Source organism: Pseudomonas gingeri (assembly GCF_013385635.1).
Classification (GTDB): Bacteria; Pseudomonadota; Gammaproteobacteria; order Pseudomonadales; family Pseudomonadaceae; genus Aquipseudomonas; species Aquipseudomonas gingeri_A.
In genome coordinates this window covers 121143-146140 of sequence record NZ_JACAPR010000011.1, presented here as the reverse complement: position 1 = coordinate 146140, position 24998 = coordinate 121143, and the positions used below count along the sequence as shown (strand labels likewise).

General features: G+C 63.8%; 25 protein-coding genes and 1 tRNA gene. 22 read left to right on the top strand and 4 right to left on the bottom strand.

The window, feature by feature from the left end; translation table 11 throughout:
- Window positions 1-6: 6 nt before the first annotated feature.
- Window positions 7-1851, top strand: a complete 1845-nt coding sequence (locus HX851_RS14650; RefSeq protein WP_177058064.1) for an ABC transporter ATP-binding protein — start codon at window positions 7-9, stop codon at window positions 1849-1851.
- A gap of 20 nt (window positions 1852-1871) precedes the next feature.
- Here HX851_RS14650 and HX851_RS14645 read toward each other — a convergent pair whose 3' ends face one another.
- Complete coding sequence (locus tag HX851_RS14645) at window positions 1872-2723, bottom strand: LysR substrate-binding domain-containing protein (RefSeq protein ID WP_177065901.1); 852 nt, start codon at window positions 2721-2723, stop codon at window positions 1872-1874.
- A 133-nt stretch (window positions 2724-2856) separates the two neighbouring features.
- On the opposite strand from HX851_RS14645, the gene HX851_RS14640 reads away from it, so the two are divergent.
- The 8 genes from HX851_RS14640 (at window position 2857) to HX851_RS14605 (ending at window position 9540) form a co-directional block, all read left to right on the top strand.
- Window positions 2857-3909 (top strand): agmatine deiminase family protein, encoded by a 1053-nt coding sequence (locus HX851_RS14640; protein WP_177058062.1) that lies wholly within the window; start codon window positions 2857-2859, stop codon window positions 3907-3909.
- Window positions 3910-3913: 4 nt separating this feature from the next.
- A complete protein-coding gene (gene aguB / locus HX851_RS14635) occupies window positions 3914-4822 on the top strand; it encodes an N-carbamoylputrescine amidase (protein WP_177058061.1) in 909 nt (302 codons plus the stop codon).
- A gap of 1 nt (window position 4823) precedes the next feature.
- Window positions 4824-5927: an extracellular solute-binding protein gene (locus tag HX851_RS14630; protein WP_177058060.1), complete on the top strand. Its 1104-nt coding sequence runs from the start codon at window positions 4824-4826 to the stop codon at window positions 5925-5927.
- Between the two features lie 90 nt (window positions 5928-6017).
- Window positions 6018-7145, top strand: coding sequence for an agmatine deiminase family protein (locus HX851_RS14625; RefSeq protein ID WP_177065899.1), 1128 nt, complete (start codon window positions 6018-6020; stop codon window positions 7143-7145).
- A 139-nt stretch (window positions 7146-7284) separates the two neighbouring features.
- Window positions 7285-7359 (top strand) — tRNA-Gln (locus tag HX851_RS14620).
- 242 nt (window positions 7360-7601) lie between these two features.
- Complete coding sequence (locus HX851_RS14615; RefSeq protein WP_177058058.1) at window positions 7602-8072, top strand: arsenate reductase ArsC; 471 nt, start codon at window positions 7602-7604, stop codon at window positions 8070-8072.
- 14 nt (window positions 8073-8086) lie between these two features.
- Window positions 8087-8806 carry an arsenical resistance protein ArsH gene (gene arsH / locus HX851_RS14610; protein WP_370590645.1) on the top strand — a complete coding sequence of 240 codons (720 nt, stop codon included), beginning with the start codon at window positions 8087-8089 and terminating at the stop codon, window positions 8804-8806.
- 92 nt (window positions 8807-8898) lie between these two features.
- Complete coding sequence (locus HX851_RS14605) at window positions 8899-9540, top strand: DUF2239 family protein (protein WP_177065897.1); 642 nt, start codon at window positions 8899-8901, stop codon at window positions 9538-9540.
- A 39-nt stretch (window positions 9541-9579) separates the two neighbouring features.
- Here HX851_RS14605 and HX851_RS14600 read toward each other — a convergent pair whose 3' ends face one another.
- On the bottom strand, window positions 9580-9966 hold the full coding sequence (locus HX851_RS14600) for a hypothetical protein (protein WP_177058055.1): 387 nt from the start codon (window positions 9964-9966) through the stop codon (window positions 9580-9582).
- Window positions 9967-10236: 270 nt separating this feature from the next.
- Between HX851_RS14600 and HX851_RS14595 the strand changes: the two genes are divergently transcribed.
- Window positions 10237-10638, top strand: a complete 402-nt coding sequence (locus tag HX851_RS14595) for a RidA family protein (protein ID WP_177065895.1) — start codon at window positions 10237-10239, stop codon at window positions 10636-10638.
- Window positions 10639-10647: 9 nt separating this feature from the next.
- On the opposite strand, the gene HX851_RS14590 is transcribed toward HX851_RS14595, so the two are convergent.
- Complete coding sequence (locus HX851_RS14590) at window positions 10648-11556, bottom strand: LysR family transcriptional regulator (protein WP_177065893.1); 909 nt, start codon at window positions 11554-11556, stop codon at window positions 10648-10650.
- On the bottom strand, window positions 11553-12437 hold the full coding sequence (locus HX851_RS14585) for an AraC family transcriptional regulator (protein WP_369680914.1): 885 nt from the start codon (window positions 12435-12437) through the stop codon (window positions 11553-11555). Before HX851_RS14585 ends, HX851_RS14590 begins: the two co-directional genes overlap by 4 nt.
- A gap of 127 nt (window positions 12438-12564) precedes the next feature.
- On the opposite strand from HX851_RS14585, the gene HX851_RS14580 reads away from it, so the two are divergent.
- The 12 genes from HX851_RS14580 to HX851_RS14525 all read left to right on the top strand — a co-directional run bounded on the left by HX851_RS14580 (window position 12565) and on the right by HX851_RS14525 (window position 24943).
- Window positions 12565-12945 (top strand): antibiotic biosynthesis monooxygenase family protein, encoded by a 381-nt coding sequence (locus HX851_RS14580; RefSeq protein ID WP_177065889.1) that lies wholly within the window; start codon window positions 12565-12567, stop codon window positions 12943-12945.
- A gap of 213 nt (window positions 12946-13158) precedes the next feature.
- The gene (locus tag HX851_RS14575) at window positions 13159-13944 is read left to right on the top strand and encodes a hypothetical protein (RefSeq protein WP_177065950.1); all 786 of its coding nucleotides are present in this window, start codon (window positions 13159-13161) and stop codon (window positions 13942-13944) included.
- 57 nt (window positions 13945-14001) lie between these two features.
- Window positions 14002-15411 (top strand): DUF1254 domain-containing protein, encoded by a 1410-nt coding sequence (locus HX851_RS14570; RefSeq protein WP_256262719.1) that lies wholly within the window; start codon window positions 14002-14004, stop codon window positions 15409-15411.
- Between the two features lie 72 nt (window positions 15412-15483).
- On the top strand, window positions 15484-16851 hold the full coding sequence (locus HX851_RS14565; protein WP_256262718.1) for a DUF1254 domain-containing protein: 1368 nt from the start codon (window positions 15484-15486) through the stop codon (window positions 16849-16851).
- A 22-nt stretch (window positions 16852-16873) separates the two neighbouring features.
- A complete protein-coding gene (locus HX851_RS14560) occupies window positions 16874-17779 on the top strand; it encodes a transporter (RefSeq protein WP_177058049.1) in 906 nt (301 codons plus the stop codon).
- 80 nt (window positions 17780-17859) lie between these two features.
- Window positions 17860-18837 (top strand): AAA family ATPase, encoded by a 978-nt coding sequence (locus HX851_RS14555; RefSeq protein WP_177058048.1) that lies wholly within the window; start codon window positions 17860-17862, stop codon window positions 18835-18837.
- A 13-nt stretch (window positions 18838-18850) separates the two neighbouring features.
- Window positions 18851-19801, top strand: a complete 951-nt coding sequence (locus HX851_RS14550; protein ID WP_177058047.1) for a DUF58 domain-containing protein — start codon at window positions 18851-18853, stop codon at window positions 19799-19801.
- Window positions 19798-20289 carry a DUF4381 domain-containing protein gene (locus HX851_RS14545; protein WP_177065884.1) on the top strand — a complete coding sequence of 164 codons (492 nt, stop codon included), beginning with the start codon at window positions 19798-19800 and terminating at the stop codon, window positions 20287-20289. The genes HX851_RS14550 and HX851_RS14545 overlap by 4 nt, the downstream gene beginning before the upstream one ends.
- On the top strand, window positions 20276-21274 hold the full coding sequence (locus tag HX851_RS14540; protein WP_177065882.1) for a vWA domain-containing protein: 999 nt from the start codon (window positions 20276-20278) through the stop codon (window positions 21272-21274). The genes HX851_RS14545 and HX851_RS14540 overlap by 14 nt, the downstream gene beginning before the upstream one ends.
- Window positions 21274-22854 (top strand): VWA domain-containing protein, encoded by a 1581-nt coding sequence (locus tag HX851_RS14535; RefSeq protein WP_177058044.1) that lies wholly within the window; start codon window positions 21274-21276, stop codon window positions 22852-22854. Before HX851_RS14540 ends, HX851_RS14535 begins: the two co-directional genes overlap by 1 nt.
- Window positions 22851-23918: a BatD family protein gene (locus HX851_RS14530; protein WP_177065880.1), complete on the top strand. Its 1068-nt coding sequence runs from the start codon at window positions 22851-22853 to the stop codon at window positions 23916-23918. The genes HX851_RS14535 and HX851_RS14530 overlap by 4 nt, the downstream gene beginning before the upstream one ends.
- Window positions 23915-24943, top strand: a complete 1029-nt coding sequence (locus HX851_RS14525) for an HAD family hydrolase (RefSeq protein WP_177065878.1) — start codon at window positions 23915-23917, stop codon at window positions 24941-24943. The genes HX851_RS14530 and HX851_RS14525 overlap by 4 nt, the downstream gene beginning before the upstream one ends.
- Window positions 24944-24998: the final 55 nt, after the last annotated feature.

Here is a 24998-nt window from a genome sequence, read left to right as displayed (position 1 = left end):
CGTCCCATGAACGAGAATCTGGTAGCCCGTGTCGAAAACCTCAGCGTCGCGTTCGGCCCCAGCGCAAGCGCATCGCCCGTGGTACGGGACGTGTCCTTCGAGGTGCTGCGCGGCCAGACGCTGGCGATCGTCGGCGAGTCCGGCTCCGGCAAATCCGTGACCTCGATGGCCATGATGGGTCTGATCAGGCGGGCCGGAGGCAGGATTGTCTCCGGCTCGATGCACCTGCAGACCCGCGGCAACGAAGTGATCGACCTGGTCACCGCCCCCGAGTCCGTCATGCGCCAACACAGGGGATCGTCCATGTCGATGATCTTCCAGGAACCCATGACCTCGCTGAATCCGGTGTTCAAGATCAGCTCGCAGCTCATCGAAACCATCGTCCTGCACAGGCACTGCAATCGCTCGGAAGCTGAAGCCCAGGCACTGCGCATGCTGGACCTGGTACGTATTCCCGATGCGAAGCAGATCATGAATCGCTATCCCCACGAGCTTTCCGGCGGGATGCGACAGCGGATCATGATTGCCATGTCGCTGGTCTGTGAGCCGACGTTGCTTATTGCCGATGAGCCGACCACCGCGCTGGACGTCACCGTCCAGGCGCAGATTCTGCGCATCATCAAGGAGCTGCAAGGCAGCCTGGCCATGGGCGTGATCTTTATCACCCACGACATGGGGGTCGTGGCAGAGGTCGCCGACCAGGTGATGGTGATGAAAAAAGGCGAAACCGTCGAACACGGTCCGGCCAGGGCGGTTCTGCAGGCGCCCCGGCAAGCCTATACACGAGCGCTGCTGGCCGCCGTGCCGAGAATCGGCGCCATGAACGGCACGCAGTTGCCGGCGAAATTCCCGCTTATCGATGATCAGGCCGGCGCGCGCCCCTCGGCATCCGAGCCAACCCGTGACATTGCGCCAGACTACGAAAGCCCGCCCCTGCTCAGCGTCAAGTCGTTGTCCATCCGCTATGACCTCAAGGGCGGCCTGCTCGGAAAAGTCAGGCGTCGCGTGCATGCCGTCGAAGCCATTGACTTCGACATCTATGCAGGCGAAACACTGGCGCTGGTCGGTGAATCCGGCTGCGGCAAATCGACCAGCGCCCGGGCGATTGCCGGCCTCATGCCGATCCAGGGCGGCGACATCGTCTTCGGCGGCAAGCACCTGGCCTCGTTGAACAGCAACGGCCTGAAAACCCTGCGCCGGGACATTCAAATGGTCTTTCAAGACCCCTATGCCTCCCTGAATCCGCGCCTGACAATCGAAAAGAGCCTGCTGGAGCCGCTGCATGTCCATGGCATTGCCCGGGGCGCGGAGGCCCGCCGGCAGGTTCGCAACCTGCTCGAACGGGTCGGGCTGCCGGCTGAGTATGCCGAGCGCTATCCCCACGAGTTTTCCGGAGGGCAGCGCCAGCGGATCTGTATCGCCCGCGCCCTGACACTCTCGCCCAAGCTGATCATCGCCGATGAAGCGGTATCGGCGCTGGATGTCTCGATCCAGGCCCAGGTCATCAACCTGCTGCAGGATCTGCAGCGGGACATGGGGATTTCGTTCCTGTTCATCTCCCATGATCTGGCGGTGGTCGAGCGCGTCAGTCACAGGGTGGGGGTGATGTACCACGGCCGCATCGTCGAGATCGGCCCGCGTCGTTCGGTCTTCGAGAATCCGCACCACGCCTACACCCAGAGGTTGTTGAGCGCAGTGCCCTCGGCTGACCTGGATGTGCCCAGGAAACCGTTCAACCTGATGGAGGAAACGGTGCCCAGCAGGATCTATGCTGTCGATTACCAGGCGCCGGGCATGGACTACCGGGAAGTAGCGCCCGGCCATTTTGTCGCCTCGTCCGCCCTCATGTAGTCCGGCACTGTACCCGAGGCTCAAAAAGCCGCCTGCAGCCACTCACTGAAGCCTCGGGTCAACGAACTCTTCTCACTGTCGCGATGAATCAGGCAGACCCAGCTGGGCCCCGCAACAGTCTGCTGGCTCAGCGGCGTCAGCAGGCCATTGGCCCGCGCATTGGCCGCCAGCAACTGACTGACCAGGGCAATGCCATTGCCCGCGCACGCCGCATCGAGCAGCAGCCCCGGATCGGAAAAGTTCAACCCGCTGCTGCGCTGGCCGACGTGCTCGCCGCCCTGCACCACCCAATGGCTCCAGTCCATTTCCCGCTCGCCATGCAAGGTGGTGCGCTGCGTCACGGGCAACGCGAGCACATCAGGGTGGCAAGCCGGATAGAAGCGATCGTTGCACAGTTCCCGATAGCTGCACTCGGCCTGCGGGCCGAGGTCGTCGCGGATCGTCAGGTCGATGGTCTGGGTCGCCATGTCCGGTGCCTCGAAGCTGGTGAACAACCAGAGATCGACATCGGGATACTGCCGATGGAAATCGTTCAGGCGCGGCAGCAGCCAGTGTCGGGCGAATGCCGGGGTGGTGTTGACCACCAGTTGATTGGGCTTGCGGTACTGCTCCAGGCGCCGGATGCCAACGGACAACTGCAACAGCATCGACTGGGTCGTGCTGTGCAGGTCATGCCCGGCATCGGTCAGGCTGACGCTGCGGCCGCTGCGGAAAAACAGCGGCTGTTCGAGAAAGGTTTCCAGGCTGCGGATCTGCTGGCTGATGGCGGACTGGGTCAGGTGCAACTCCTCGGCCGCCTTGTGAAAACTGCCCAGCCGGGCAGCGGCTTCAAAGCCGCGCAGCGCATTCAAGGGAGGCCAGTGCTTCAACATATCGATAAGCCCTACTGATCAGTTGTGCGCTAAATCTATCGTTTGTTGCGCCTTTTATGAAGCCATAGCATGGACCTCACTCCGCAAGAGCGGTTTTCAGTCATAAATAATACTTAACTGAAAGGTGAGAAACATGCAGCGCAATGACGTTCAGAGCACGGGGTGGTCGATGCCCGCGGAGTGGGCAGCCCATGCGGCGACCTGGATGGTCTGGCCCCACAACCAGGCCTTGTGGGAGTCCGCCTGGGGCGTGACCCTGGCCCAGGTGCAGGTCGACTTTGCCCGAGTCGCCAACGCCATTGCCCGCTTCGAACCGGTGAAGATGGTGGTCGATCCTTCTGCGCGAGCCAGCGCCGCCGCCCTGTGCCGGGCGAACATCGAACTGATCGAGCTGGCGGTCGACGACAGCTGGTGCCGTGACTCCGGACCCAGCTTTATCGGCCATCCGCAACGGGGGCTGGCCGGGGTCAGTTGGCGCTTCAATGCCTGGGGCGGCAAGTCGGCCCACGACCTGGATGCCGGCCTGGGCCGCCGCGTACTCGATCACCTCGGCCTGGAAGGCTTCACCACGCCCTTGGCCAACGAAGGCGGGGCGATTCATGTCGACGGCGAAGGCACCCTGATCACCACCGAGTCGGTGTTGCTCAACCCGAACCGCAACCCGGGCATGAGCAAGGCCGAGATGGAGGAGATCTTCACTCGCCTGTTGGGGGTGAAGAAAACCATCTGGCTGCCGGGCGATCCGGACCATGTCACCGGCGACATGACCGACGGCCATGTCGATGGCGTCTGTGCCTTCGCCCGTCCGGGTGTGCTGCTGGTGGATGCCACCCACGAGCACAACTCCGTGTACGCCGAAGTGGTACGGGAAAACCGTCGCGCCCTGGAACTGGCCGGCGATGCCCAGGGACGGCGTTTCGAACTGATCGAGCTGTTCGAGGCCAGCGAAGCCGTCGACACCGATGCCGAAGTGTTCTGCGCCTCCTACACCAACTTCTACCTTGCCAACGGCGCGGTCATCATGCCGGCCTATGGCATCGAGGCCGACCAGACGGCCGCCGCCGTGCTGGCAGAGGTCTTCCCCGACCGTGAAGTGGTATCGGTGCGGATCAACCACCTGGCCCACGGCGGCGGCGGTGTGCATTGCATCACCCAGCAACAGCCGGCCTGGCCGACCAAGGAGTGATGCCATGAGCCCACTGAAGATTGCCACGACCCAGATGCCCTGCACCTGGAACCTGGGGCACAACCTCGATCAGGCCGAACAACTGGTGCGCGATGCCGCGTCCCGTGGTGCCCAGGTGATCCTGCTGCAGGAGCTGTTCGCCACGCCGTACTTCTGTATCGAGCAGGATCACAAGCACCTGGCGTTGGCCGAGGAATATCGCGACAGCAAGGTGCTCAAGCGCTTCGCCGCGCTGGCCGGGGAACTCGGCGTGGTGCTGCCGTTGAGCTGGTTCGAAAAAGCCGGCAACGCCTTCTTCAATTCCCTCAGCGTCGCCGATGCCGACGGACGCCTGCTGGGGGTGTATCGCAAGACCCATATCCCCAACGCCATCGGTTATCAGGAGAAGGAGTATTTCAGCCCTGGCGATACCGGTTTCCGCGTCTGGGACACCGCCTTCGGCCGCCTCGGCGTGGGCATCTGCTGGGACCAGTGGTTCCCCGAGACCGCGCGCTGCCTGGCGCTGCTCGGGGCCGAAGTGCTGCTGTTCCCCACCGCCATAGGTTCGGAACCGGGTGCCGCCGCCCTGGACTCCCGAGATCACTGGCAGATGACCATGCGCGGCCACGCGGCGGCCAATCTCCTGCCGGTGGTGGCGGCCAACCGGGTCGGTCGCGAGGTGGCGACCACCGACACGGCGCTGCAGATGAGCTTCTATGGCTCGTCGTTTATCTGCGACCACAAGGGCAAGCTGCTCGCCGAAGCCGACCGCGACAGCAGCGGCGTGCTGGTGCACGGCCTCGACCTGTGCGCGATGCGCGAAGAACGGCTGACCTGGGGCATCTACCGCGACCGCCGCCCGGAAATGTACGGCGCCCTGCTGGGGCTGGACGGTCGACACATCAATGCACGCTGGAACACTCAAGGGGTATGACATGAACCTGAGCCACAAGCGGTTGCTGTGCTCCCTGGGACTGGCGCTGAGTGCCGTCCTGCCGTCGGCGCAGGCCGAGGAAAAGATCCTGCGGCTGTACAACTGGTCCGATTACTTCGCCGAGGACACCCTCGCCGCGTTCACCGCCGAAACCGGGATCCAGGTGATCTACGATGTCATGGATGGCAGCGAGACCCTGGAAGCCAAGCTGATGGCCGGCGGCAGCGGTTATGACCTGATCTTCCCCGGCGACACCGTGGGCGAGCGCCTGATGCATGCCGGCAGCCTGCAGCCGCTGGACCCGTCGAAACTCACCGCCCTGAATGACATCGAGCCCGGCCTGCAGAAGCTGCGCACGCATTACCTCTATTCGAGCAAGGCCACCGTGCCCTACACCTGGGGCACCATCGGCCTGACCTACAACACCGAACAGATCGCCAAGCGCCTGCCTGACGCACCGGTGAACAGCCTCGACCTGCTGTTCAAGCCGGAGCTGGCGGCAAAGTTCGCCGACTGCGGCATTTCCATGATCGACTCGCCGGACGAAGTACTGGCGGTGGTACTCAACTACCTCGGTCGCGATCCGCGCAGCGCCAAGCCACAGGACCTCGCCGCCGCCAGCGAGTTGCTGCTCAAGCTGCGACCGTACATCCGCAAGTTCCAGTCGCAACCGGTGACCGACCTGGTCAACGGCAACCTGTGCCTGTCCCTTGGCTACAGTGGTGATATGACCCAGGCACAGCGGGCCGCCGATGCCGCCGGCAAACAAACCACGTTCGGTTATCACATTCCCCGCGAAGGCACGACGGTGTGGATGGACACCATGGCAATTCCCGTCGACGCCCGGCACCCGGAGTACGCCTATGCCTTTATCAACTTCGTCATGCGCCCGCGGAACATGGCGGCCATCAGCAATTTCACCGGCTACCCGACCTCCAACGCCAAGGCCCGGCCGAGTGTCGACCCGGTCATGCGCAACAACCCGCAGATCTACCCGGACGACGCCACCTTCGAGCGACTGATTCCCGGCAAGGATATTCCCCAGGCCGACATGCGTGCCCGGATGCGTACCTGGACCAGGTTCAAGACCGCCGCCGTCAAGTAGGCCGGCGCCTGTCACTGCAAAAGCCAAACCTCAGGCGCGGCATGGCGCGGCGCCTGCCCCCCCCAGATGATTCGAACGAGAGAACAGCAGATGCCGACGCGTCGCGAATTTATCCAGCAGGTTGGCGTGGCCGCCGGCCTGGGAGCCGTCACCGCCATGGGCCTGGGGCTTGCCACACCCACGGCCATGGCCGCCACCAAGCAGCGTTGGTTCATGTCCGACGAGGGCGACCAGCATCGGCGGGCATTCGTTGCCTTCGGTGCGCAGGAAGCCATCTGGGAAGACTTCACCGCCGATGTACAACAGGCGATCGGGCGGATCGCCCGGACCATCGCCCGCTACGAACCGGTCACGGTGCTGTGCCGCGCCAGCGAACGGAACCTGGCCGAAAAGCTGTGCGGCAGCGACAACACCACTTTCCTCATCACCGAACTGGACGACATCTGGATGCGCGATATCAGCGCCAACTTTGTCATCACGGGACAAGGTCAATTGGGCGCGGTGGACTTCAACTTCAATGGCTGGGGCAACAAGCAGCAGCACGCCGCCGATGCGCGGATCGCGACCCTGGTGGCGCAGGACAGCGGCGCCACCTACCTGCGCAGCGCGCTGGTGGGCGAAGACGGCGGGATCGAAGTCGACGGGCACGGCACCGGCATCATGACCGAAAGCAGCTGGATCAACCGCAACCGCAATCCGGGCTGGAGCAAGGCCGAGGTCGAAGAAGAACTGAAGGCACGCCTGGGGCTGCGCAAGATCATCTGGCTGCCGGGTATCAAGGGCAAGGACATCACCGATGCCCATGTCGACTTTTACGCGCGCTTCGTCAGCCCCGGGGTGGTGGTCGCCAACCTCGACACCGACCCGCAGTCCTACGATCACCGAGTGACGCTGGCCCACCTGGATATCTTGCGAAAGGCTACCGACGCCGACGGGCGCACGCTGCAGGTGCATACCCTGTCGCCACCGCTGAAACCGCGCAACAGCCACTTCAGCAAGCACAATCCGGACTTTGCCGCCGGCTATATCAACTACTTCGTCGCCAAGGGCGCGATCATCGCGCCACAGTTCGGCGACAGCAAAGCCGATGCCGCCGCCTTCGACCTGCTGTCCGCGCTGTACCCGCGGCACAAGGTGGTCCAGCTCGATATCGACGCGATCGCGGCGGGTGGCGGCGGCATTCATTGCGTCACCCACCAACAACCAGGAATTAACTAGCTGTTTTCAAACAAATTTATTTACAGAAGGGCTTCCCAGGCGCGGCGAAAGTTGATAAATTTCCGCCCACTCCTGCGATGGCCCTTACGGGGCTGGCAACAACAGGAGCCGAGTGCCAGCCACTCTTCGCAACAGCTACAGGGGCGTCGCCAAGCGGTAAGGCAGCAGGTTTTGATCCTGCCATGCGTTGGTTCGAATCCAGCCGCCCCTGCCATTTTCCTTATATTTATCCCCCCATGACCCAGCCGGCAGCCCTTGCCACGAGTCCGGGATATCTGTCTTTGCCCCCCTCGTCTTGATTCGTCCCAACTCACCCTGACTGACCGATTGATCGCCCCGGCTGATTCTTTTCGTCGCTTTCGACAAAGTCTTAACATATGAATATACGAATATTCGGATATTCATATATATTGATCCCATCGAGAACGGTGAGCCATTCACTCCGAGGAGAAAACCATGAAAGTCCTGTTCATGTGCACGGCCAACAGCTGCCGCAGCGTGCTCTGCGAAGGCCTGTTCAATCACAGCGCCCCCATGGGCATGAGCGCGGTCAGTTCCGGCAGCTTCCCCAGCGGACGCCTCAATCCGCGCGCGGTCAGCACCCTGCAGGCGCTCGGGGTAGATACCTCGGCGCTCTACAGCAAAGGCTCGGAGAGCTTCGCCGACACACCGCCGGAACTGGTCATCACCGTCTGCGACAAGGCCGCAGGCGAGCCCTGCCCGGTGTACTTCGGACCCGCCATCAAGAGCCACTGGGGATTGGTCGATCCGTCCGAAGCAGTAGGCACCGATGCCGAGGTCCAGGCCGCGTTCGACGCCACCGTGGCGCAGATCCAACTGCGCTTTGCCGCCTTCTTCAGCCTCGACCTGTCGGCCCTCGATCCGGCCGCACTGAAGCAGGCACTGGACCGTATCGGAGCCCTCTGATGAACGACTTGAGCATGGATTCCCCCGTCGATCTGCCGAGCCTGGACCTGTCCCTGCTCGACCTGCCGACACCGGAAAAACTCGCCCGGCGCGAGGTTCCAGGACACAAACCACGCATCCTGCTGCTGTATGGCTCGACCCGCGAACGCTCCTTCAGCCGACTGCTGACCGAGGAAGCGGCACGCCTGCTCGAACACATGGGCGCCGAAACGGCAATCTTCGACCCCAACGGCCTGCCCCTGCCCGACGCCGTCCCCAGCGACCACCCGAAGGTGCAGGAACTGCGTGATCTGGTGCTATGGTCCGAAGGCCAGGTCTGGTGCTCGCCGGAACGCCACGGCGCCATGTCGGCAGTGTTCAAGGCGCAGATCGACTGGATTCCACTGGCACTCGGCGCAGTCCGTCCGACCCAGGGCAAGACCCTGGCGGTGATGCAGGTATGCGGCGGATCGCAGTCTTTCAACACGGTAAACCAGTTGCGCGTGCTCGGACGCTGGATGCGCATGGTCACCCTCCCCAATCAATCGTCCGTACCGAAAGCCTTCCTCGAATTCGACGAGGCCGGGCGGATGAAACCCTCCGCCTACTACGATCGCGTGATCGACGTGATGGAAGAACTGATGAAGTTCACCCTCCTGCTACGCGGCCGCGAGCAGTATCTGGTGGACCGCTACTCCGAACGCAAGGAAAGCGCCGAAGCGCTCTCCAGTCGGGTCAATCAGCGCTCCATCTGAATGCGGGCATATCCAATATTACCCGGACAATATTGACGACACAATTTTATCCGGGTATTAATACCCCCCCTCACACACCGAGGGAGAAACACGTGTCCGACCTGCTCTCAAAACCTGTCACGGCCTTTATCGCCCACCGCCTGCTGCGTGCAGGCCCGTTGGTGGAAGTGGCCCTCGCCGTCAAGGCGGCCGGCGAAAATGACCCGGCGAATTCGCTCCTGGTCTTCGACGACGCCACCGGGCGCGTCGTCGACCTGGATCTGCGTGGCACCCAGGCCGATATCATCGAGCGGCTGTCCCAGCCTCCCCGTCCCGCCGGCGGACGCTACCGCCCGCGCCCGAGCGAATCCGCCGAGCCGGTCAAGGAAGAACCCACCGAACCGAAGGGTCGCGGACGGCCGAAACTGGGGGTGGTCGCCAGGGAAGTGACGCTGCTGCCCAGGCAATGGGAATGGCTGGCCACCCAGCCTGGCGGTGCTTCGGCAGTGCTGCGACGCCTGGTGGACGACGCCCGGAAAAGCACGGGATCGCGCCAGCAACGGCGCGCCGCCCAGGAGGCCGCCTACCAGTTCATGCTGGGAATCGCTGGCGATTTTCCCGACTACGAGGACGCGACACGGGCCTTGTTCGCCGACGACCGCACCGCACTGGAACAACGGATCGCGGCCTGGCCCGAAGCGATCCGGGACTACGTGATGCGCCTGGCCTTTGGCACGGAAGGCATGCCGTCCTGAATATCAGTTGCCGGCAGAAATCACGATGACTGGACCCGACTAAGGTGCGTCGACAATCAGCAGCGGATCAAGGCTGCGGATACGGCTTTCGGAGTGATAGGCGCCGTCGTCGTTGTAACGCAGATAGGCGCGTCCGCACTCCAGGCATTCCCACACACCGCACTGGTTATAGGGATAGTAGAGCGGTGCGATCGGTGCGTTGACCGACCAGTAGGAGGTGCCTTCGGGATGGTATTCATCGAGGGTGGCCTCCTCTTCCGCCAGTTCGGCCAGCGAGCCGATCTGCCGCAACTGCGCCTCGCGCAGGGAAACCGGCCATCCCTCCCAGCCGGCCAGGGACTTGGCGATGCACTGGCAAGTCTTGCTGATGGCGGCCGAGCGTTGCGCGATATCACGCAACGATGGCAAGCCGAGAAGCGGTGACATGATTGTCTTCCTGTCAGATTCGGTTCGTTGTCAGGGTTGATCGGGAACGCTCTGGAACGACGCTTGTCACGGTTCGTTGGGGAAACCCGACTGCACTCAATATATAGAATTTCACTCGCCCCCTGATCACCCGATGGAGAAAAAACCTGCCGGTTTCCACCCTCCCTGATTATCCATACATATGGACAGTCTTGACAAAAAAACGGGATTTTGTTCACAAATCCAGTCCATTAGCATGGCTGCCCTCAATCGCACGAACCGAGGAACACCATGAGCAAGCCCGAGTTTTTTGTCACCCCCGGCTATGGCGAACGCCTGCTGGACGCCCTGCATTACTCGCAGGCGGTAAGGATCGGCAATCGCGTGGAGACTTCCGGCCAGGGTGGCTGGAATGACGAACTACAGATCCCCGAGTCACTGGCCGAGGAGATCGTCCTGGCCTTCAAGAACCTGGACCGCACCCTGGCGACCGCCGGCGCGGGCTGGGAGCATGTGGTCCACGTCAACTCCTACCATGTCGGCGGCTTCCCACCGCAGGTCAACCAATTGATGAGCCAGTTGTACCGCCAGTACATGCCCGACCACGCACCGATCTGGACGCAGTTGGGCGTCGAGGCCCTGGGGTTGCCGAACATGCGCATCGAAATCCGCGTCACCGCGATACTGCCCTGAGCCTGAGCATCAGCCGATAGCCGGACGCCCTTCGCTGAAGGTCTGGATCACCCAGTCGATAAATACCCGCAACCGGGCATTCTGATGGCGGTTGGGCGGGTAGACCAGGTGAAAGGGCATGGCGGGCCGGGACCAGTCCTCGAGGACGGGCACCAGTTCGCCCGTGTCCAGCCAGGGCTGCACGATCCGCCGGAAATGCTGGCCGACACCCAGGCCCGCCAGCATCATTTCCATCAGGCCATGGCCGTCGTTGGTCGAAAACGCGCACTGCCCTACCTCATGACGCTCGCCGCCACGGGTGAAAATCAGCGGCTCCGGCCTGCCCGTCGCGGCAAAGAAATAACCGGCCTGGACATGCTGCTCGCGCAGATCGTCGGGTATCGCCGGTATGCCTCGGCGTGCCAGGTAGGCAGGCGCGGCGCAGGTGACGTACTGCAGCTCGAACAGCGCACGCCCGATCATCGTCATGTCATCCAGCTGACCGGCACGAATCACGCAATCCACGCCCTCGCCCACGATGTTCACGGTCCTGTCGCTGATGCCCAGGGCAATGCTGATATCCGGATATTCCTGATGAAAATCCGCCAGTGCCGGGATCAGCAGGCAATGGGCGAACGAGGCCGGCGCATCGATGCGCAGGTGCCCGCCCGGCTTGAGCGTGCGGCCACGGGCAGCGGTGTCCACGGCATCCACGTCGGCAATCAGGCGCAGGGCATGATTGTAGTATTCCAGGCCGTCCGAGGTCGTGGCGACCGCCCGGGTGGTGCGGTGCATCAGCTTGATGCCCAGGTGCCTTTCCAGGTCGGTGACCAGCTTGCTGACCGTCGAACGCGGCAGCGCCAGCTGGTCCGCGGCCCGGCTGAAAGAGGCGGTTTCGACAACCCGCACAAAGGCCCGCATGGCCAGGAGTTGATTCACTGTCGGCTATCCGTCTGGTGATGGGAGGTCTGCGCGCCCAGCACGATACCCGGAACATTGGCAAAATCGCCGTCCCGCAGCGAGCTCGCCGTGCGCTCCAGCAGGTAACGCGCCGGAGGCTTGCCGACCGCCTTGCGGAACATGGTGACAAAACCACTGGCACTTTCGTAGCCGAGGTCCAGGGCCACCGTCTGCACGCTTTCGCCCCGACTCAGGCGACGCAGGGACAGGATGATATGCAACTGTCGGCGCCAGCGTCCGAAACTCACGCCGATTTCCTGCATCAGCAGCCGGCTCATGCTCCGCTCGCTCATGCCGATGCGGGTGGCCCATTCACTCATCGGGATCTTCGCCGAGGGATCGGCCAACAGCTTCTGCGCCAACAGCCGCAGCCGTCGCTCCCGTGGCATGGGCAGGTGCAGGTCCTCCACCGGGGCCTGGCACAGCTCGTCGAGCAAGGTCGCGATCAACCGGGCTTCGCGGCCCTGCTCGGCATACAACTGGGGAAAGCTCGCCGCCCGCAACAACAACTCGCGCAGCAGCGGCGATACCGCGAGGGTGCAACAGGTGGTAGGCAGGCCGGGCACGGCATCGGGCTCGACGAACAGACAATAGCACTCGGTTTCGCCGGAACTGCGCGCCACATGGGGCATGTCACCCGGTATCCACACCGCGCATTGCGGCGGGACGATCCAGACCCCGTCATCGATTTCGCAATTGAGGATGCCACGCACCGAATACAGCAGTTGCGCCTTGCGATGGTGATGCTTGGCATGCTCCCAGCCATCGGACACCAGGGAGGCATTCAAGGCGTACACGGCACGCGGTATCTCATCGACCTCGCGCGAGCCCGCCGGGTCTTCGGTTGACGTGTGAATCACGGAAAGTACACCTCGGAGACTGAACGGGTCTTTGGCCGATTTGAACAATAGTGTGGCGATATTGTGCAATGACGTCCAGCCGGACGCTGAGTATCGTGGGGTTGATCCTATTTGGAGCGACAACCCCATGCACACGCTCATGCCCATCGTTGCCATCAGCACCGTTGAAATCCAGGCCGCGGAAGGTCACTCAACCGACTTGCAGGCTCGACTGAACGCGTTGGTTGAAACCTTGCAGGGCGACTCCGGTTGCCTCGCCTACCACCTGGCCCCCTGCTCTTCACACCCCGACGCGTGGATCATGACCGGCTACTGGAGCGCGCTGGCAACCATGCAGGCGCATTTCGAACTGCCCTGCCTGACGGAACTGTTCAGCCTGACGCGGGAACGGCTTGCCAGCGCCCTCGCCTTCGGCACCTTTCGGCTGGGCACCCCAGGCTCCAAAGGCAATACGAACAGCGTCAGCCTCCAGTCATCGGCCGTCACGGCGTTCCTGGAAAACTTTTGATACAAACTTTCGTCCCCCTCCGCGACCGTGCATGGCCGGGATTTGTAGCTATTGGCCATCAAGTGATCCATCCCACAAAAACCAACGAATTAATCCATTCGACTGGCTAACGAAAAGTTAACTGCTAGGTTCACTTGTAGCTCGCCAAGCGCGCAGCTGGCCTTGCAGCCCCCGTATTTCGTGGGGTTGAGCCACCAGGGATGGGGGTCCATGATGTCGAGAATTGTTCTTGCATCCTTTTTCTTGCTCACCGCAGCACCCGCACATTGGGCGCTGGCCGACAACGCCGACACGGCCAACAAGAGCAACAACCCGCTGAACCTCGCACCGGGCGTCAATCTGCAGGACTACTACACGCCCAGGGTCTACGACAGCAACGTCCACACCAATGATCTGCTATTGCGCGGCACCCTGCCGATGGCGCCTGGAGAGTTGATCCCGGTCCCGCAACTGCTGCGGGCCACCCTGCCCGTCAGTACCCGCCCCGATCCCCACGGAGGCTATAGCACCGGCATCGGCGACCTGAACCTGTTCGATATCTTCCTGCTCAAGACCGAAGGCGTGCAGTTGGGCATCGGCCCGCAGATCACCGCACCCACCGCCGCCCGTGACGAACTCGGCACCGGCAAGTGGCAGGCCGGGCTCGCCGCGGTAGCCATCGACGCCTCGCCCCGTGGCCTGCTCGGCGCCCTGGTGCAGTACCAGAGTTCGTTCGCCGGCGACAGCGACCGGCAACGGGTGGAAACCGCGACCTTCCAGCCTTTTCTCATCCATAACCTGCCCAGGGGCTGGTACCTGCGCTCCACCGGCACCTGGACCTTCGACCTGAAGAACGACACCCACTACATCCCCATCGGCTTCGGCGTGGGCAAGGCCAGCAAGGTCGGTCACAACATCTACAACTGGTTCGTCGAGCCGCAATGGACAGTGGCGCGCAGGGGTGACGACCTGCCGCAATTCACCCTGTTCGCCGGAATCAATGTCACCCTCGGAAAATAAGGAATGCCCGTGAACGAATGGATTCGCAGCAGCGTTACCGGCCTGGCAATCAGTGTTATGGCGGTCAGTTGTGGCGTCGGCGCGCAGGCCCTCGAAACCCGTATCGGCCCGATCAACATGCAAGGCGAGTTGCCGGCACCGGACGCGATTGCCAAGCTCTATGCCGAACTGGATTTCCAGCAGGCCAGCCAGGCCTATCTGTGGGCCCTGCCCCTGGTGTCGTATGCCCAGTGGCAGGAAGAATTCCGCGACAAGCTGGGCGCTCGCAGCGGCGACCTGATGGTACTCAACAGCTACGAAGACAAGCTCGGCGTCATCACCGCCAACGCCACCACGCCCTATATCCTCGGTTTTGTCGACCTCAACGAGACCGGGCCACTGTTGATCGAATTGCCGGCCGGCCCCACGGCGGGTGGCATTGGCGATTTCTGGCAGCGGGCAATCATCGACATGGGCCAGACCGGCCCGGACCAGGGCCAGGGCGGCAAATACCTGGTGCTGCCGCCAGGCAGCCAGCCACCGGCGGATGCCGACCAGTATCACCTGGCGCAATCGCAGACCATGAATGTGCTGGTGGGTTTCCGCGTGCTAGATCCGGACCCGGCCAAGGGCAAGGCGCTGGTCGAGCAGTTCCACATGTACCCTTACGCGCAGCGGGCGACGCCGGGCAAGACCCGCCTGCTGACCCCGGGCGGCAAGCGCTGGTCCGGCACCCAGCCACGGGGCATGGCCTACTGGGAGCGGCTGCACCAGATCATCCAGAAGGAACCGGTGAACGAACGAGACCGCTTCTACATGGCGATGCTCGCCAGCCTCGGTATCGAAAAGGACCAGCCCTTCCATCCCTCCGACCTGCAACGCAAGGCCCTGGAACAAGGCGCCCAGATCGGCGAACTGATGGCCAAGGCCAACACCTTCGCCAAGCGTTTCCCTCAGGCGCAGTACTGGAAAGACCGGCATTGGGACACCGTGCTGAACATCGCCGAGCCGTCCCAGCGCGTGAAGTATTACGACCAGTTGTGGGAGCGCAGCGCCTGGTTCTATGAAGCGGTGACCAACACCAAGGGCATGGTTTCGAAAACCCCCGGTCTCGGCCAGACCTACCTCGGCGCCTACACCGACCAGCACGGTAACTGGCTCGACGGCGCCCGCACCTATCGCCTCAAGGTCGCCACCAACCCACCGGCCAAACAGTTCTGGTCGATGACCGTCTACGACAGCGACAGCCGTTGCCTGATCGACAACCCCCAGCGCAAGGCCGACCTGTCCTCACGCCAGGATCTGAAGAAAAACCCCGACGGTTCTGTAGACCTCTACTTCGGCCCGAAACCGCCCAAGGGCTTCGAGAACAACTGGGTGCAGACCCTGCCAGGCCGGCACTGGTTCAGCTACTTCCGGCTCTACGCGCCGACCGAAACCTATTTCGACAAAAGCTGGAAGCTCGACGACATCAGCCTGGTGGAATAACCCACCCACGCTGGATCAACGGAGGACCGCGCCATGCTCTTCAGAGATGTGCAACGCTGGCTGCCGGGCGGCATGCTGCTGCTCGTGTGCAACATCGCCTCGGCTCAGATCGACGCCAGCCCGGGTGATGCCAGGGCGATCGCCAAGGAAGCCTATCTTTACGGTTTTCCGGTGGTCGAAATGTACAAGACGCTCTACACCCAGGCCGTGGACAAGGACGGAGCGAATTTCAAGGCGCCGTTCAATGCCATCGGCAACACCGCAATGCTCTTCACACCCAAGGATACAGCCTTCGTCACACCCAACTCGGACACACCCTACTCGTTCGCCTGGCTCGACCTGCGCGCCGAACCCATGGTCCTCACCCTGCCCGCCATCGAAGACAGTCTTTATTACTCGGTACAGATGATCGACCTCTACACCCAGAACTTCGCCTACCTCGGTACCCGCACCACGGGCAACAAGGGCGGGCATTACCTGATTACCGGCCCCGACTGGACAGGCCAGAAACCCGTTGGCATCGACCGGGTGATCCACAGTGAAAGCAACATCGCCTATGCGCTGTACCGCACCCAATTGTTCGACGACAAGGACCTGGACAATGTCAGGCAGATCCAGAAAGGCTACGTCGTCGAGTCCCTCAGCCACTACCTCGGGCAACCCGCGCCCAAGGCCGCACCGAAGATTGACTGGCCAACACCGACGGCAACCATGAGCGACAGCCTGGAGCTGTTTCGCTACCTCAACTTCATGCTCGCCTTCGCCCCGCCCCACGCGTCGGAGAAGGCCCTTTTGGCGCGCTTTGCTCGTATCGGCGTAGCCGCCGGAAAGCCGTTCGACCTCGCCAGCCTGGGTGCCGGACAGCGCCAGGCACTGGAAGCCGGGATCGCCGATGGCAAGGCCGAATTCGCCAGGTTCAAGAAAGACCAGGTCGACAGCCATCAGATCAGCAGCGGCGACCTGTTCGGCAATCGCGAACACCTGAAGAACAATTACCTGTACCGCTATGCCGGAGCCAACATGGGCATTTTCGGCAATTCGGCGCAAGAAGCCAGCTACAACGGTTACTTCGTCGACAGCGAAGGCCAGCCCGTCGATGCCTCGAAGCACGCCTACACCCTGCATTTCGCCAAGGATGCCCTGCCCCCGGCCAAGGCCTTCTGGTCACTGACGATGTACGACGGCAGATCCAAGCTGCTGGTGGCCAACCCCCTCGACCGCTACCTGATCAACTCGCGGATGCTGGACCAACTCCAGCGCGATGCCGACGGTGGCCTGACCCTCTACGTGCAGCACCAGGCCCCCGCCAAGGAGCACCAGAGCAACTGGCTGCCGGCACCGGACGGCCCCTTCTACGGGGTATTGCGCCTCTACCTGCCCAAGCCCGAAGTCGCCAACGGCCAGTGGAAGTTGCCGCTGCTGACCAAGGCCAAGCCTTAACCGCCATTGAAGGAGCCATGCCATGGGATCAGCTTTTCGACTGAGTGTATGGGGCGCTGCCGCGCTGGCGCTGGCTCCGGCCGTCGCTCACGCCGACAACGCCCGCGACTGGCAGAACATACCGATCGACCTGAACATGGTCTTCGGCTACTACAACCGCATCGACACCAATACCCCCATCGACACTTCGCTGCCGCTGGATGGCCTGTCGCTGAATGCCGATCTGTACATCCTGCGCCTGGCCCGCTCGTTCTCGGTGGACGGACGCAACAGTGCGATCCAGCTCGTGCAGCCCTATGCCGATGTCTCGGCGTCCTTCGACAACGCACAATTCTTCACCGGCACCAAGCGCAACGGCGGCATGGGCGACACGCAGATCGTGCTGGCACACAACCTCTTCGGCGGCCCGGCGCTGACCCAGCAGGAGTTCGCCAACTGGACCCCGGAAACCTTTCTCACCGGCGCGCTGTGGATCACCACGCCGACCGGTGACTACGACAAGAACCGGGTCATCAACATCGGCTCCAACCGCTGGGCCTTCAAGCCGGAGCTGGGTTTCGGCACACCGATCGGCCCGACCTGGCTGGAGATCAATACCTGGATCTCGCTGTTCGGCGACAACAAGGACTATCACGGCGACAGCAAGCTGGAACAGAAGCCGCTCTACGCCATCGAAGGCCACTACAGCTACACCATCAACCGCGCGCTCTGGGCTTCGCTGGACGCCACCTACAGCCGTGGTGGCGAGACGAAGATCGACGGCGACTGGCAGGACAACAAGCAGGAAAACGCCCTGCTCGGAGCCAGCTTCGGTTTCATGTTGTCGCCACAGTTCGGCGGGATGGTTGCCTACACCGACACGATCTCGGAGCGCAAGGGTTCGCCGGATGTGAACACCTGGACCCTGCGCCTGCAGTACGCCTGGTAACCGGCCATGGCCGCAGTACATCGGCAGCTCGGTGCAACTCGTGGTGGTCCGGGCGCCATGGTGAATTCAGGGAGAACCCCATGACAATACGCGACGATATCAACGCCCTGCAGGCCAGCATCGCCGAGGCGGTATTGGGCCAGGACGCAGTGATCCGACAGATCCTGCTCGGCCTGCTGGCCAACGGGCACCTGCTGCTGGAAAGCTTGCCGGGGCTGGCCAAGACCCGCACGGTCAAGGCCCTGGCCCGGCATCTGGACGCCAGCATGCGACGCATCCAGTTCACGCCCGACCTGCTGCCCTCGGACATCACCGGCGCCGAGGTCCTGCATCAGGTCGACGGACAAAACCAGATCCGCTTCCAGCCCGGCCCGTTGTTCGGCAACCTGATCCTCGCCGATGAAATCAACCGCGCCCCGGCCAAGGTCCAGGCGGCTCTGCTCGAAGCCATGGAAGAACGCCAGATCACCGTGGCCGGCGCCAGCCACCCACTGCCGGCACTGTTTATCGTGGTTGCCACGCAGAACCCCATCGAACAGGAAGGCACCTACCCGCTGCCCGAGGCGCAGATGGACCGTTTCCTGATGAAAGTGCTGTTGGACTACCCCAGCGCGGAAAACGAAAGCCAGGTGCTGCGCCTGCTGCGCAACGAGGAGCAGCAACAGGCCAGCGCCGACACGACTGCCCGCTTTACCCTGGCCCAGGAGGTGATCTTTGCCGCCCGCCGCGAAGTCAGCGCGGTCCAGGTGGCACCGGCCATCGACCGCTACCTGATCGACCTGATCAACGCCACCCGCCACCCGGCAGACTACGACGCCGACCTCGCCCGCTGGATCAATATCGGTGCCAGCCCGCGCGGCGGTATCGGCCTGGACCGCTGCGCGCGGGCCGATGCCTGGTTGCGGGGACAGGACTTCGTCACCCCGGAAAATGTCCAGGCCGTGGTCCATCCGGTGCTGCGCCATCGCCTGCAACTGAGCTACGACGCAGTCGCCGACGGGGTCAGTGCCGACCAGGTGCTGGACCGGCTGCTGGCCACTGTCGCGATTGCGGCCTGAGCAGGTGCCGCCCATGTCCAGTCCACGCCGCGAAGCAGACGGCCAGGTGTATGTCTCGCTGGCGCAGTTGATGGCGTTGCAGGCGCAGGCCCGCGACCTGAGTTTTCTCGCCCGGCAGCCGCGGTCCAGCCTGCTGGCCGGTAACCATGCGTCGCGCCTGCGCGGACGTGGGCTGAACTTCGACGAACTGCGCCGCTATCAACCCGGCGATGACCTGCGCCACCTCGACTGGCGTGCCTCGCTGCGTACCGGCAAGCCGGTGGTACGCACCTTTACCGAGGAACGCGACCGCCCGGCGTTGATCGTGCTCGACCAGCGCATGTCGATGTTCTTCGGTTCGCGTCGCAGTTTCAAATCGGCCACTGCTGCCGAACTGGCAGCCCTCGCCGCGTGGATGGTGTTCAACGCCGGTGACCGGGTCGGCGGCCTGGTGTTCAATGATCAACGTATCGACAGCGTCGCCCCACTGCGCAGCCGTCAGCGGGTCGAAGCGCTGTGCAGCCGGATCGTCGAGCACAACCAGGCGCTGCACGCCGGCAACCCCGACAGCGAGGGCCAGGACCAACTGGACAAGGTCCTGCAGCAGTGCGTGGCGCTGGCCGGTCATGATCACCTGGTCTGCCTGATCAGCGACTTCGCCGGTGCCGGGCCGCGCACCCTGCAATGGCTGCGGCAACTGGCGGCGCACAACGACGTGATCGCCATGCAGGTGTATGACCCGCTGGCCCTCAATGTCCCCGACCAGGGCCGGCTGCGGGTGACCCAGGGGCAGTTGCAGGTCGAACTGGCGGTGGAACAGCGCCAGGTGCATCAACCCCTGGGCGAGTTTCTCGGCGGCCGGCTGCGGGACGTCGCGCAGTTGCTGCGCCGCAGCCAGGTACCACTGATGATGTTCAGCACCGCCGAAGCCGCCGCGACCCAGTTGCGCAACGAACTGGGTCGCCAGGGGAGCCGCAAACCATGAACGCGCCGCCGAGCCTTGCGCAATTGCAGGAAATGCCCCTGCCCGCACCGGTCAGCTACTGGCCGCAGACCTGGGGCTGGGCGGTGTTGCTCGGGCTGCTGATAGTCGGCCTGCTGGCGTGGGGCGTGCGCCGCTACTGGTGCTGGCGGCAGAACCGTTATCGGCGCGAGGCCCTGGCGCGACTCGAACAACTGTCCCGCCGCCTCGAACAGCCGGCGGCGTTGCGCGAACTGCCCGAGGTGCTCAAGCGAGTCGCCCTGTCGATGCCCGGAATACCCGCGTCGACGGTCACGCTGCTCAGCGGTGAAAGCTGGCAGCGCTTTCTCGTCGAACACGGCGACAACCGCCTGCCCATCGACTTCAGCCAGGCACTGGCCGAGTTGGCCTACGCCCCGGACAGTCGCCTGCAAGCACTGGCGCCGGAACAGCGGCGGCAGTTGTTCGACCAGTGTCGGCACTGGGTGGAGCATCACCATGTGGCAGCTTGATTACCCCTGGCTGTTGCTGCTGGTGGTGCTGCCGGGGATCGGCTATCGCTACCTGCCCGCCTACCGAGAAGCGCGCAGTGCCGTGCGGGTACCGTTTTTCGCCGCAATGAGCCAGGCCGCCGGCCAGGTCCCCGATCTGGCCGGCGGTACCCGTGACCGCGGGCAACTGCTGCTCAATGCGCTGGTCTGGGTGCTGCTGGTGCTGGCCCTCGCACGGCCGGTATGGATCGAGCCGCCCATCGAACACCAGCAACCGATGCGCGACCTGATGCTCGCCATCGATATTTCCCAGTCCATGGAAACCCGCGACTTCACCGATGCCGGAGGCAACCAGGTCGATCGCCTGAGCGCCGTCAAGCAGGTGGTACAAGACTTTATTCAGCGACGCAAGGACGACCGCCTCGGGCTGATCGTGTTCGGCAGCGGCGCCTATCCCCAGGCCCCCCTGACCCTGGACCACGCCAGCCTGGCGATCCTTCTGGCGGACACCGGCATCGGCATGGCCGGGCCCAACACCGCTATCGGCGATGCCATCGGCCTGAGCGTCAAGCTGCTGGAGCAGGCCCACGAAACGGAAAAGGTGCTGATCCTGCTGACCGACGGCAACGACACCAGCAGCGCCATCACCCCCGAGCACGCGGCAGCCATGGCCGCCGCCAAGGACGTGGTCATCCACACCATCGGCATTGGCGATCCCAATGCCGACGGCGAAGCCAAGGTCAATCTCGCCGGCCTGCAGCAGATCGCCAAGGCCACTGGCGGACGCTTCTTCCGCGCCGAGGACCGCACGGCGCTGGACCAGGTCTACAGCACCCTGGACCAGTTGACCCCGCATCAGGTCAAGATCCTCAGCCACCAACCCAAGCGCGAGCTGTTCTGGCTACCGGTGGCCACCGCCATTGCCCTGCTCGCGGTCTATCATCTGGGCGCCTGGCTGCGGCCACGCCTGCACCTGTCACAGAAGCAGCAACGGCGGGAGGCCTGATGGATATCGATCTCCAGGCGCTGCATTTCCTCCGTCCCGCGTGGTTGCTACCGGCGCTGTTCGGCCTGCTGTTGCCGCTGCTCTGGCGACGCAGCCAGGGCCTGGAACGACGCCTGCGCGGCACCATCGCGCCACACCTGCTGCCGCACCTGTTGCTGACCCCGAGCGACCCGCATCGCCTGCGCCCGGTGCACCTGGCCAGCGCCCTACTGGTGCTCGGGGCCATCGCCGCCGCCGGACCGACCTGGGAACAGGACCGGCCGGATTTCCTGGAAAACCGTGCACCCCTGCTGATCGCCGTCGACCTGTCGCCCTCGATGGATGCGAGCGATATCCGGCCCAGTCGCCTGGAAGCGGTCAAGCACAAGCTGCATGAACTGATCCAGCGTCGCCAGGGCGCCAAGACGGCCCTGCTGGCCTATGCCGGCAGCGCCCATCTGGTGCTGCCACCGACGGACGATCCGGCGTTGTTCGACAGCTTTGTCCAGGCCCTGGGCACTGACCTGATCGGCCGTCCGGGAAAAAATGTCGCCGCGGTGATCGATGAGGCCAAGCGCCTGTTGGCCGCCGAACAGGTGCCGGGCAGCCTGCTGCTGATCACCGATGGCGCCGATACCACGCAACTGCCGGGGCTCGACCAACAACTGAGCGGCAGCCTGCTGCAGGTGCTGGTCCTGGCGGTCGGCAGCGAAGACGGCGGCATCCTGCGCGATGCTTCCGGCCAGCCGCGCACCGACAGCAGCGGTCGCCCGCAACTGGGACGCTTCGACCGCGCCGGGTTGCAACGACTGGCCAAGGCCCTCGACGCCCCCCTGGGCAGCCTGACCCTCGACGACAAGGACCTGGAATGGATCGAGTTGCACGCCCAGCAACACTTCCAGGCCGCCAGTGCCGAACAGCAGCAACTACGCTGGAAGGACGCCGGCTACTGGTTGAGTTGGCCGCTGGTACTGCTGGCGTTCTTCACCCTGCGCAAGGGCTGGAGCCTGAACTGGAGTGCTGCCGTACTGCTATGCCTGGCGAGCGGGCTGGCACCAGCCCCGGTGCGCGCCGGTGTGCTGGCCGATGCTTTCCTCACTCCGGACCAACAGGGTCGCCTGGCCTTCGAGCACCAGCACTACCCGGCCGCCGCCGCGCACTTTACAGACCCTTACTGGAAAGGCATTGCCGCCTACCTGGCCGCCGACTACGACCTGGCCCTGGCCAGTTTTGCCCGTCTGGACAGCGCACCGGCGTACTTCTACCTGGGCAATATCTACACCCGACGCTTCAAGTTCGACCAGGCCATCGCCGCCTATACCCAGGCCCTGAAGCTGCAACCACGGTTCCCCGAAGCCAGCGCCAACCTGGCCCTGGCCATCGCCCTGCAAAAAGACACCGACAGCGCCGCGCAGAACGCCCCCGAGGTCAAACCCGACCAAGTGCAGTTCGACAAACCGGCCGGCAAGGGCAAGACCCAACAGGTGCAAACCCCTCAGGCCGCCAGCGACGAACTCTGGCTGCGGAACCTCAGCACCTCGCCGGCGCGCTTCCTGCGCCAGAAATTCAGCCTGCAGGACCAGCGGGAGGCCGCCCGATGAAGACCCGGCGACCGGCGATCTGCGCCCTGTCCTGCCTGCTGGCCTGGCCCGTGCTGGCCGACGAACCGCAACTGCGGGTGCAGGCCCGGCTGCTGCCCGATACCACGGTGGTGGTCGGTGAAACCCTGAGCCTGCAGGTCGATGTGCTGACCGACAGCTGGTTTACCAGCGCGGCGAACCTGCCCGCGCTGACACTCGACGGCGCCCAGGTCGAACCGCCGGGCAGCGAAGCCGAGCACCTGAACCTGACCCTGGAAGGAAAGCCCTTCTTCGGCCTGCGCTACCGCTACCGGATCACCCCGCAGCAGGCTGGAGAATTCGTCATCCCGACACTGACGATACATGCCACACCCGGCCAGGCCAGCCACGAACTCAGCGCGCAGATTCCGACGCGGCATTTCAGCGCTCGCCTGCCGCCAGGGTTCGCTCCGGGCGAAACGGTGCTGGTGGCCAGCGGACTGCGACTGTCGCAAAAAATCGCTTATTCATCCGACCCGCCCACGGTCGGTGACAGCGTCACCCGCGAATTGACCCTGCAAGCCGACGGCACACCGGGCATGGCCTTGCCCGCGCCGGTCCTGAAGGATGTACCGGGCCTGAGCCGCTACCTGAAGACGCCGCGGATCAGCAACCTCGACGATGGCCGCGGCAACCTCGACGGCGGGCAACGGATCGACCAGGCCAACTACCGCATCGACCGTCCGGGGCACTTCCAGTTACCGGTGGTGCAGCTCAAGTGGTGGGACAGCGGCAGTCGACAGGCTCGCACCCTCGAAGTAGCGGCGGTGAGCTTCGATGCCGTCGCCAATGCACACTATCGCCCGGTGTTTTCGGTGACCGAGGACGTCCAGGCCCTCGCCCACCAGGGTCGCATTCATCTGTCCCGACACTGGCTGGCCTGGGGCCTGGCCGTCCTGGCGCTGGGGTTGCTGGTGCGCCTGGTTCCGCACCTGATCCTGCCCGTGGCCCGCCGCGGCGTCCGGACCTGGCAACGCTGGTGGCGGGCCCATCGCTCAACGGGCCTGCGCCCGCTCAACCCTCGTCTGGAGAAGGAGTTCCCATGACCCGTCCATCGCCGCTCTATCGTCGTGGCTGGCTGTCGCTGCTGGTCCTCACCTTGTCAGTCCTCGCCTTGCCCGCACAAGCCGCCGACCCGTTGCCGTCATGGCAGGAAGGCCCGGCCAAGGCGGCCATCATCGACTTTGTCCAGGCCGTCACCGAACAAGACTCGAAAGACTTCGTCAAACCCGCCGAACGCATTGCCGTATTCGACAACGACGGCACCCTCTGGACCGAACAACCGGCCTATTTCCAGATGCTGTTCGCCTTCGATGAAGTCAGGCGCCTGGCCCCGCAGCATCCCGAATGGAAGACCCGGCAACCGTTCAAGGCGGTGCTGGAAAACGACCAGAAGGCCCTGGCCGCCAGCGGCATGGACGGCCTGCTGACGATCATCGGCGCCACCCACACCGGCATCACCACCGAGGCCTTTATCGACCATGCCCGGACCTGGCTGGCCCAGGCTCGCCATCCGAAGACCGGCAAGCCCTACACCGAGATGATCTACCAGCCGATGCTGGAAATGCTCGACTACCTGCGCCGCGAAGACTTCAAGACCTACCTCGTTTCCGGCGGCGATACGGCGTTCATGCGCGCCTTCGCCGAGACCGTGTACGGCATTCCGCCGGAGCAGGTCATCGGCTCCAGTTTCGTCACCCGCTATCAATTGGACAACGGCACGCCGTCGATCCTGCGCACCGCCAAGCTGGCCCATAACGACGACGGTCCCGGCAAGCCGGAAAGCATCGACGCGATCATCGGCCGCCGCCCGCTGCTGGCCTTCGGCAACTCCGACGGCGACTTGCAGATGCTGCAATGGACCGCCGCCGGCGGCGGCAAGCGCTTCATGGGCCTGGTGCATCACACCGATGCCAAACGCGAATGGGCCTATGACCGGCAATCGAACATAGGGCGCCTGGACAAGGCCCTGGATGAGGCCAACAAACGGGGCTGGACCGTCGTCGACATGGCGAGCGCCTGGCGCAAGGTCTACCCGTTCGAGGCCGCCCCCACCGAGCAAGTGCAGTAAGCACAAAACGTGATGCAGGACAGCAAGAAACGTTGGCCGTCGCAGGACGGCTCAA

What these genes read in the sequence shown, in the direction of transcription:
- HX851_RS14650 (WP_177058064.1), top strand. Translation starts at nt 7, where the DNA reads ATGAACGAGAATCTGGTAGCCCGTGTCGAAAACCTCAGCGTCGCGTTC.
- HX851_RS14645 (WP_177065901.1), bottom strand. Translation starts at nt 2,723, where the DNA reads ATGTTGAAGCACTGGCCTCCCTTGAATGCGCTGCGCGGCTTTGAAGCC.
- HX851_RS14640 (WP_177058062.1), top strand. Translation starts at nt 2,857, where the DNA reads ATGCAGCGCAATGACGTTCAGAGCACGGGGTGGTCGATGCCCGCGGAG.
- aguB (WP_177058061.1), top strand. Translation starts at nt 3,914, where the DNA reads ATGAGCCCACTGAAGATTGCCACGACCCAGATGCCCTGCACCTGGAAC.
- HX851_RS14630 (WP_177058060.1), top strand. Translation starts at nt 4,824, where the DNA reads ATGAACCTGAGCCACAAGCGGTTGCTGTGCTCCCTGGGACTGGCGCTG.
- HX851_RS14625 (WP_177065899.1), top strand. Translation starts at nt 6,018, where the DNA reads ATGCCGACGCGTCGCGAATTTATCCAGCAGGTTGGCGTGGCCGCCGGC.
- HX851_RS14615 (WP_177058058.1), top strand. Translation starts at nt 7,602, where the DNA reads ATGAAAGTCCTGTTCATGTGCACGGCCAACAGCTGCCGCAGCGTGCTC.
- arsH (WP_370590645.1), top strand. Translation starts at nt 8,087, where the DNA reads ATGGATTCCCCCGTCGATCTGCCGAGCCTGGACCTGTCCCTGCTCGAC.
- HX851_RS14600 (WP_177058055.1), bottom strand. Translation starts at nt 9,966, where the DNA reads ATGTCACCGCTTCTCGGCTTGCCATCGTTGCGTGATATCGCGCAACGC.
- HX851_RS14595 (WP_177065895.1), top strand. Translation starts at nt 10,237, where the DNA reads ATGAGCAAGCCCGAGTTTTTTGTCACCCCCGGCTATGGCGAACGCCTG.
- HX851_RS14580 (WP_177065889.1), top strand. Translation starts at nt 12,565, where the DNA reads ATGCACACGCTCATGCCCATCGTTGCCATCAGCACCGTTGAAATCCAG.
- HX851_RS14575 (WP_177065950.1), top strand. Translation starts at nt 13,159, where the DNA reads ATGTCGAGAATTGTTCTTGCATCCTTTTTCTTGCTCACCGCAGCACCC.
- HX851_RS14570 (WP_256262719.1), top strand. Translation starts at nt 14,002, where the DNA reads ATGGCGGTCAGTTGTGGCGTCGGCGCGCAGGCCCTCGAAACCCGTATC.
- HX851_RS14565 (WP_256262718.1), top strand. Translation starts at nt 15,484, where the DNA reads ATGCTGCTGCTCGTGTGCAACATCGCCTCGGCTCAGATCGACGCCAGC.
- HX851_RS14560 (WP_177058049.1), top strand. Translation starts at nt 16,874, where the DNA reads ATGGGATCAGCTTTTCGACTGAGTGTATGGGGCGCTGCCGCGCTGGCG.
- HX851_RS14555 (WP_177058048.1), top strand. Translation starts at nt 17,860, where the DNA reads ATGACAATACGCGACGATATCAACGCCCTGCAGGCCAGCATCGCCGAG.
- HX851_RS14550 (WP_177058047.1), top strand. Translation starts at nt 18,851, where the DNA reads ATGTCCAGTCCACGCCGCGAAGCAGACGGCCAGGTGTATGTCTCGCTG.
- HX851_RS14545 (WP_177065884.1), top strand. Translation starts at nt 19,798, where the DNA reads ATGAACGCGCCGCCGAGCCTTGCGCAATTGCAGGAAATGCCCCTGCCC.
- HX851_RS14540 (WP_177065882.1), top strand. Translation starts at nt 20,276, where the DNA reads ATGTGGCAGCTTGATTACCCCTGGCTGTTGCTGCTGGTGGTGCTGCCG.
- HX851_RS14535 (WP_177058044.1), top strand. Translation starts at nt 21,274, where the DNA reads ATGGATATCGATCTCCAGGCGCTGCATTTCCTCCGTCCCGCGTGGTTG.
- HX851_RS14530 (WP_177065880.1), top strand. Translation starts at nt 22,851, where the DNA reads ATGAAGACCCGGCGACCGGCGATCTGCGCCCTGTCCTGCCTGCTGGCC.
- HX851_RS14525 (WP_177065878.1), top strand. Translation starts at nt 23,915, where the DNA reads ATGACCCGTCCATCGCCGCTCTATCGTCGTGGCTGGCTGTCGCTGCTG.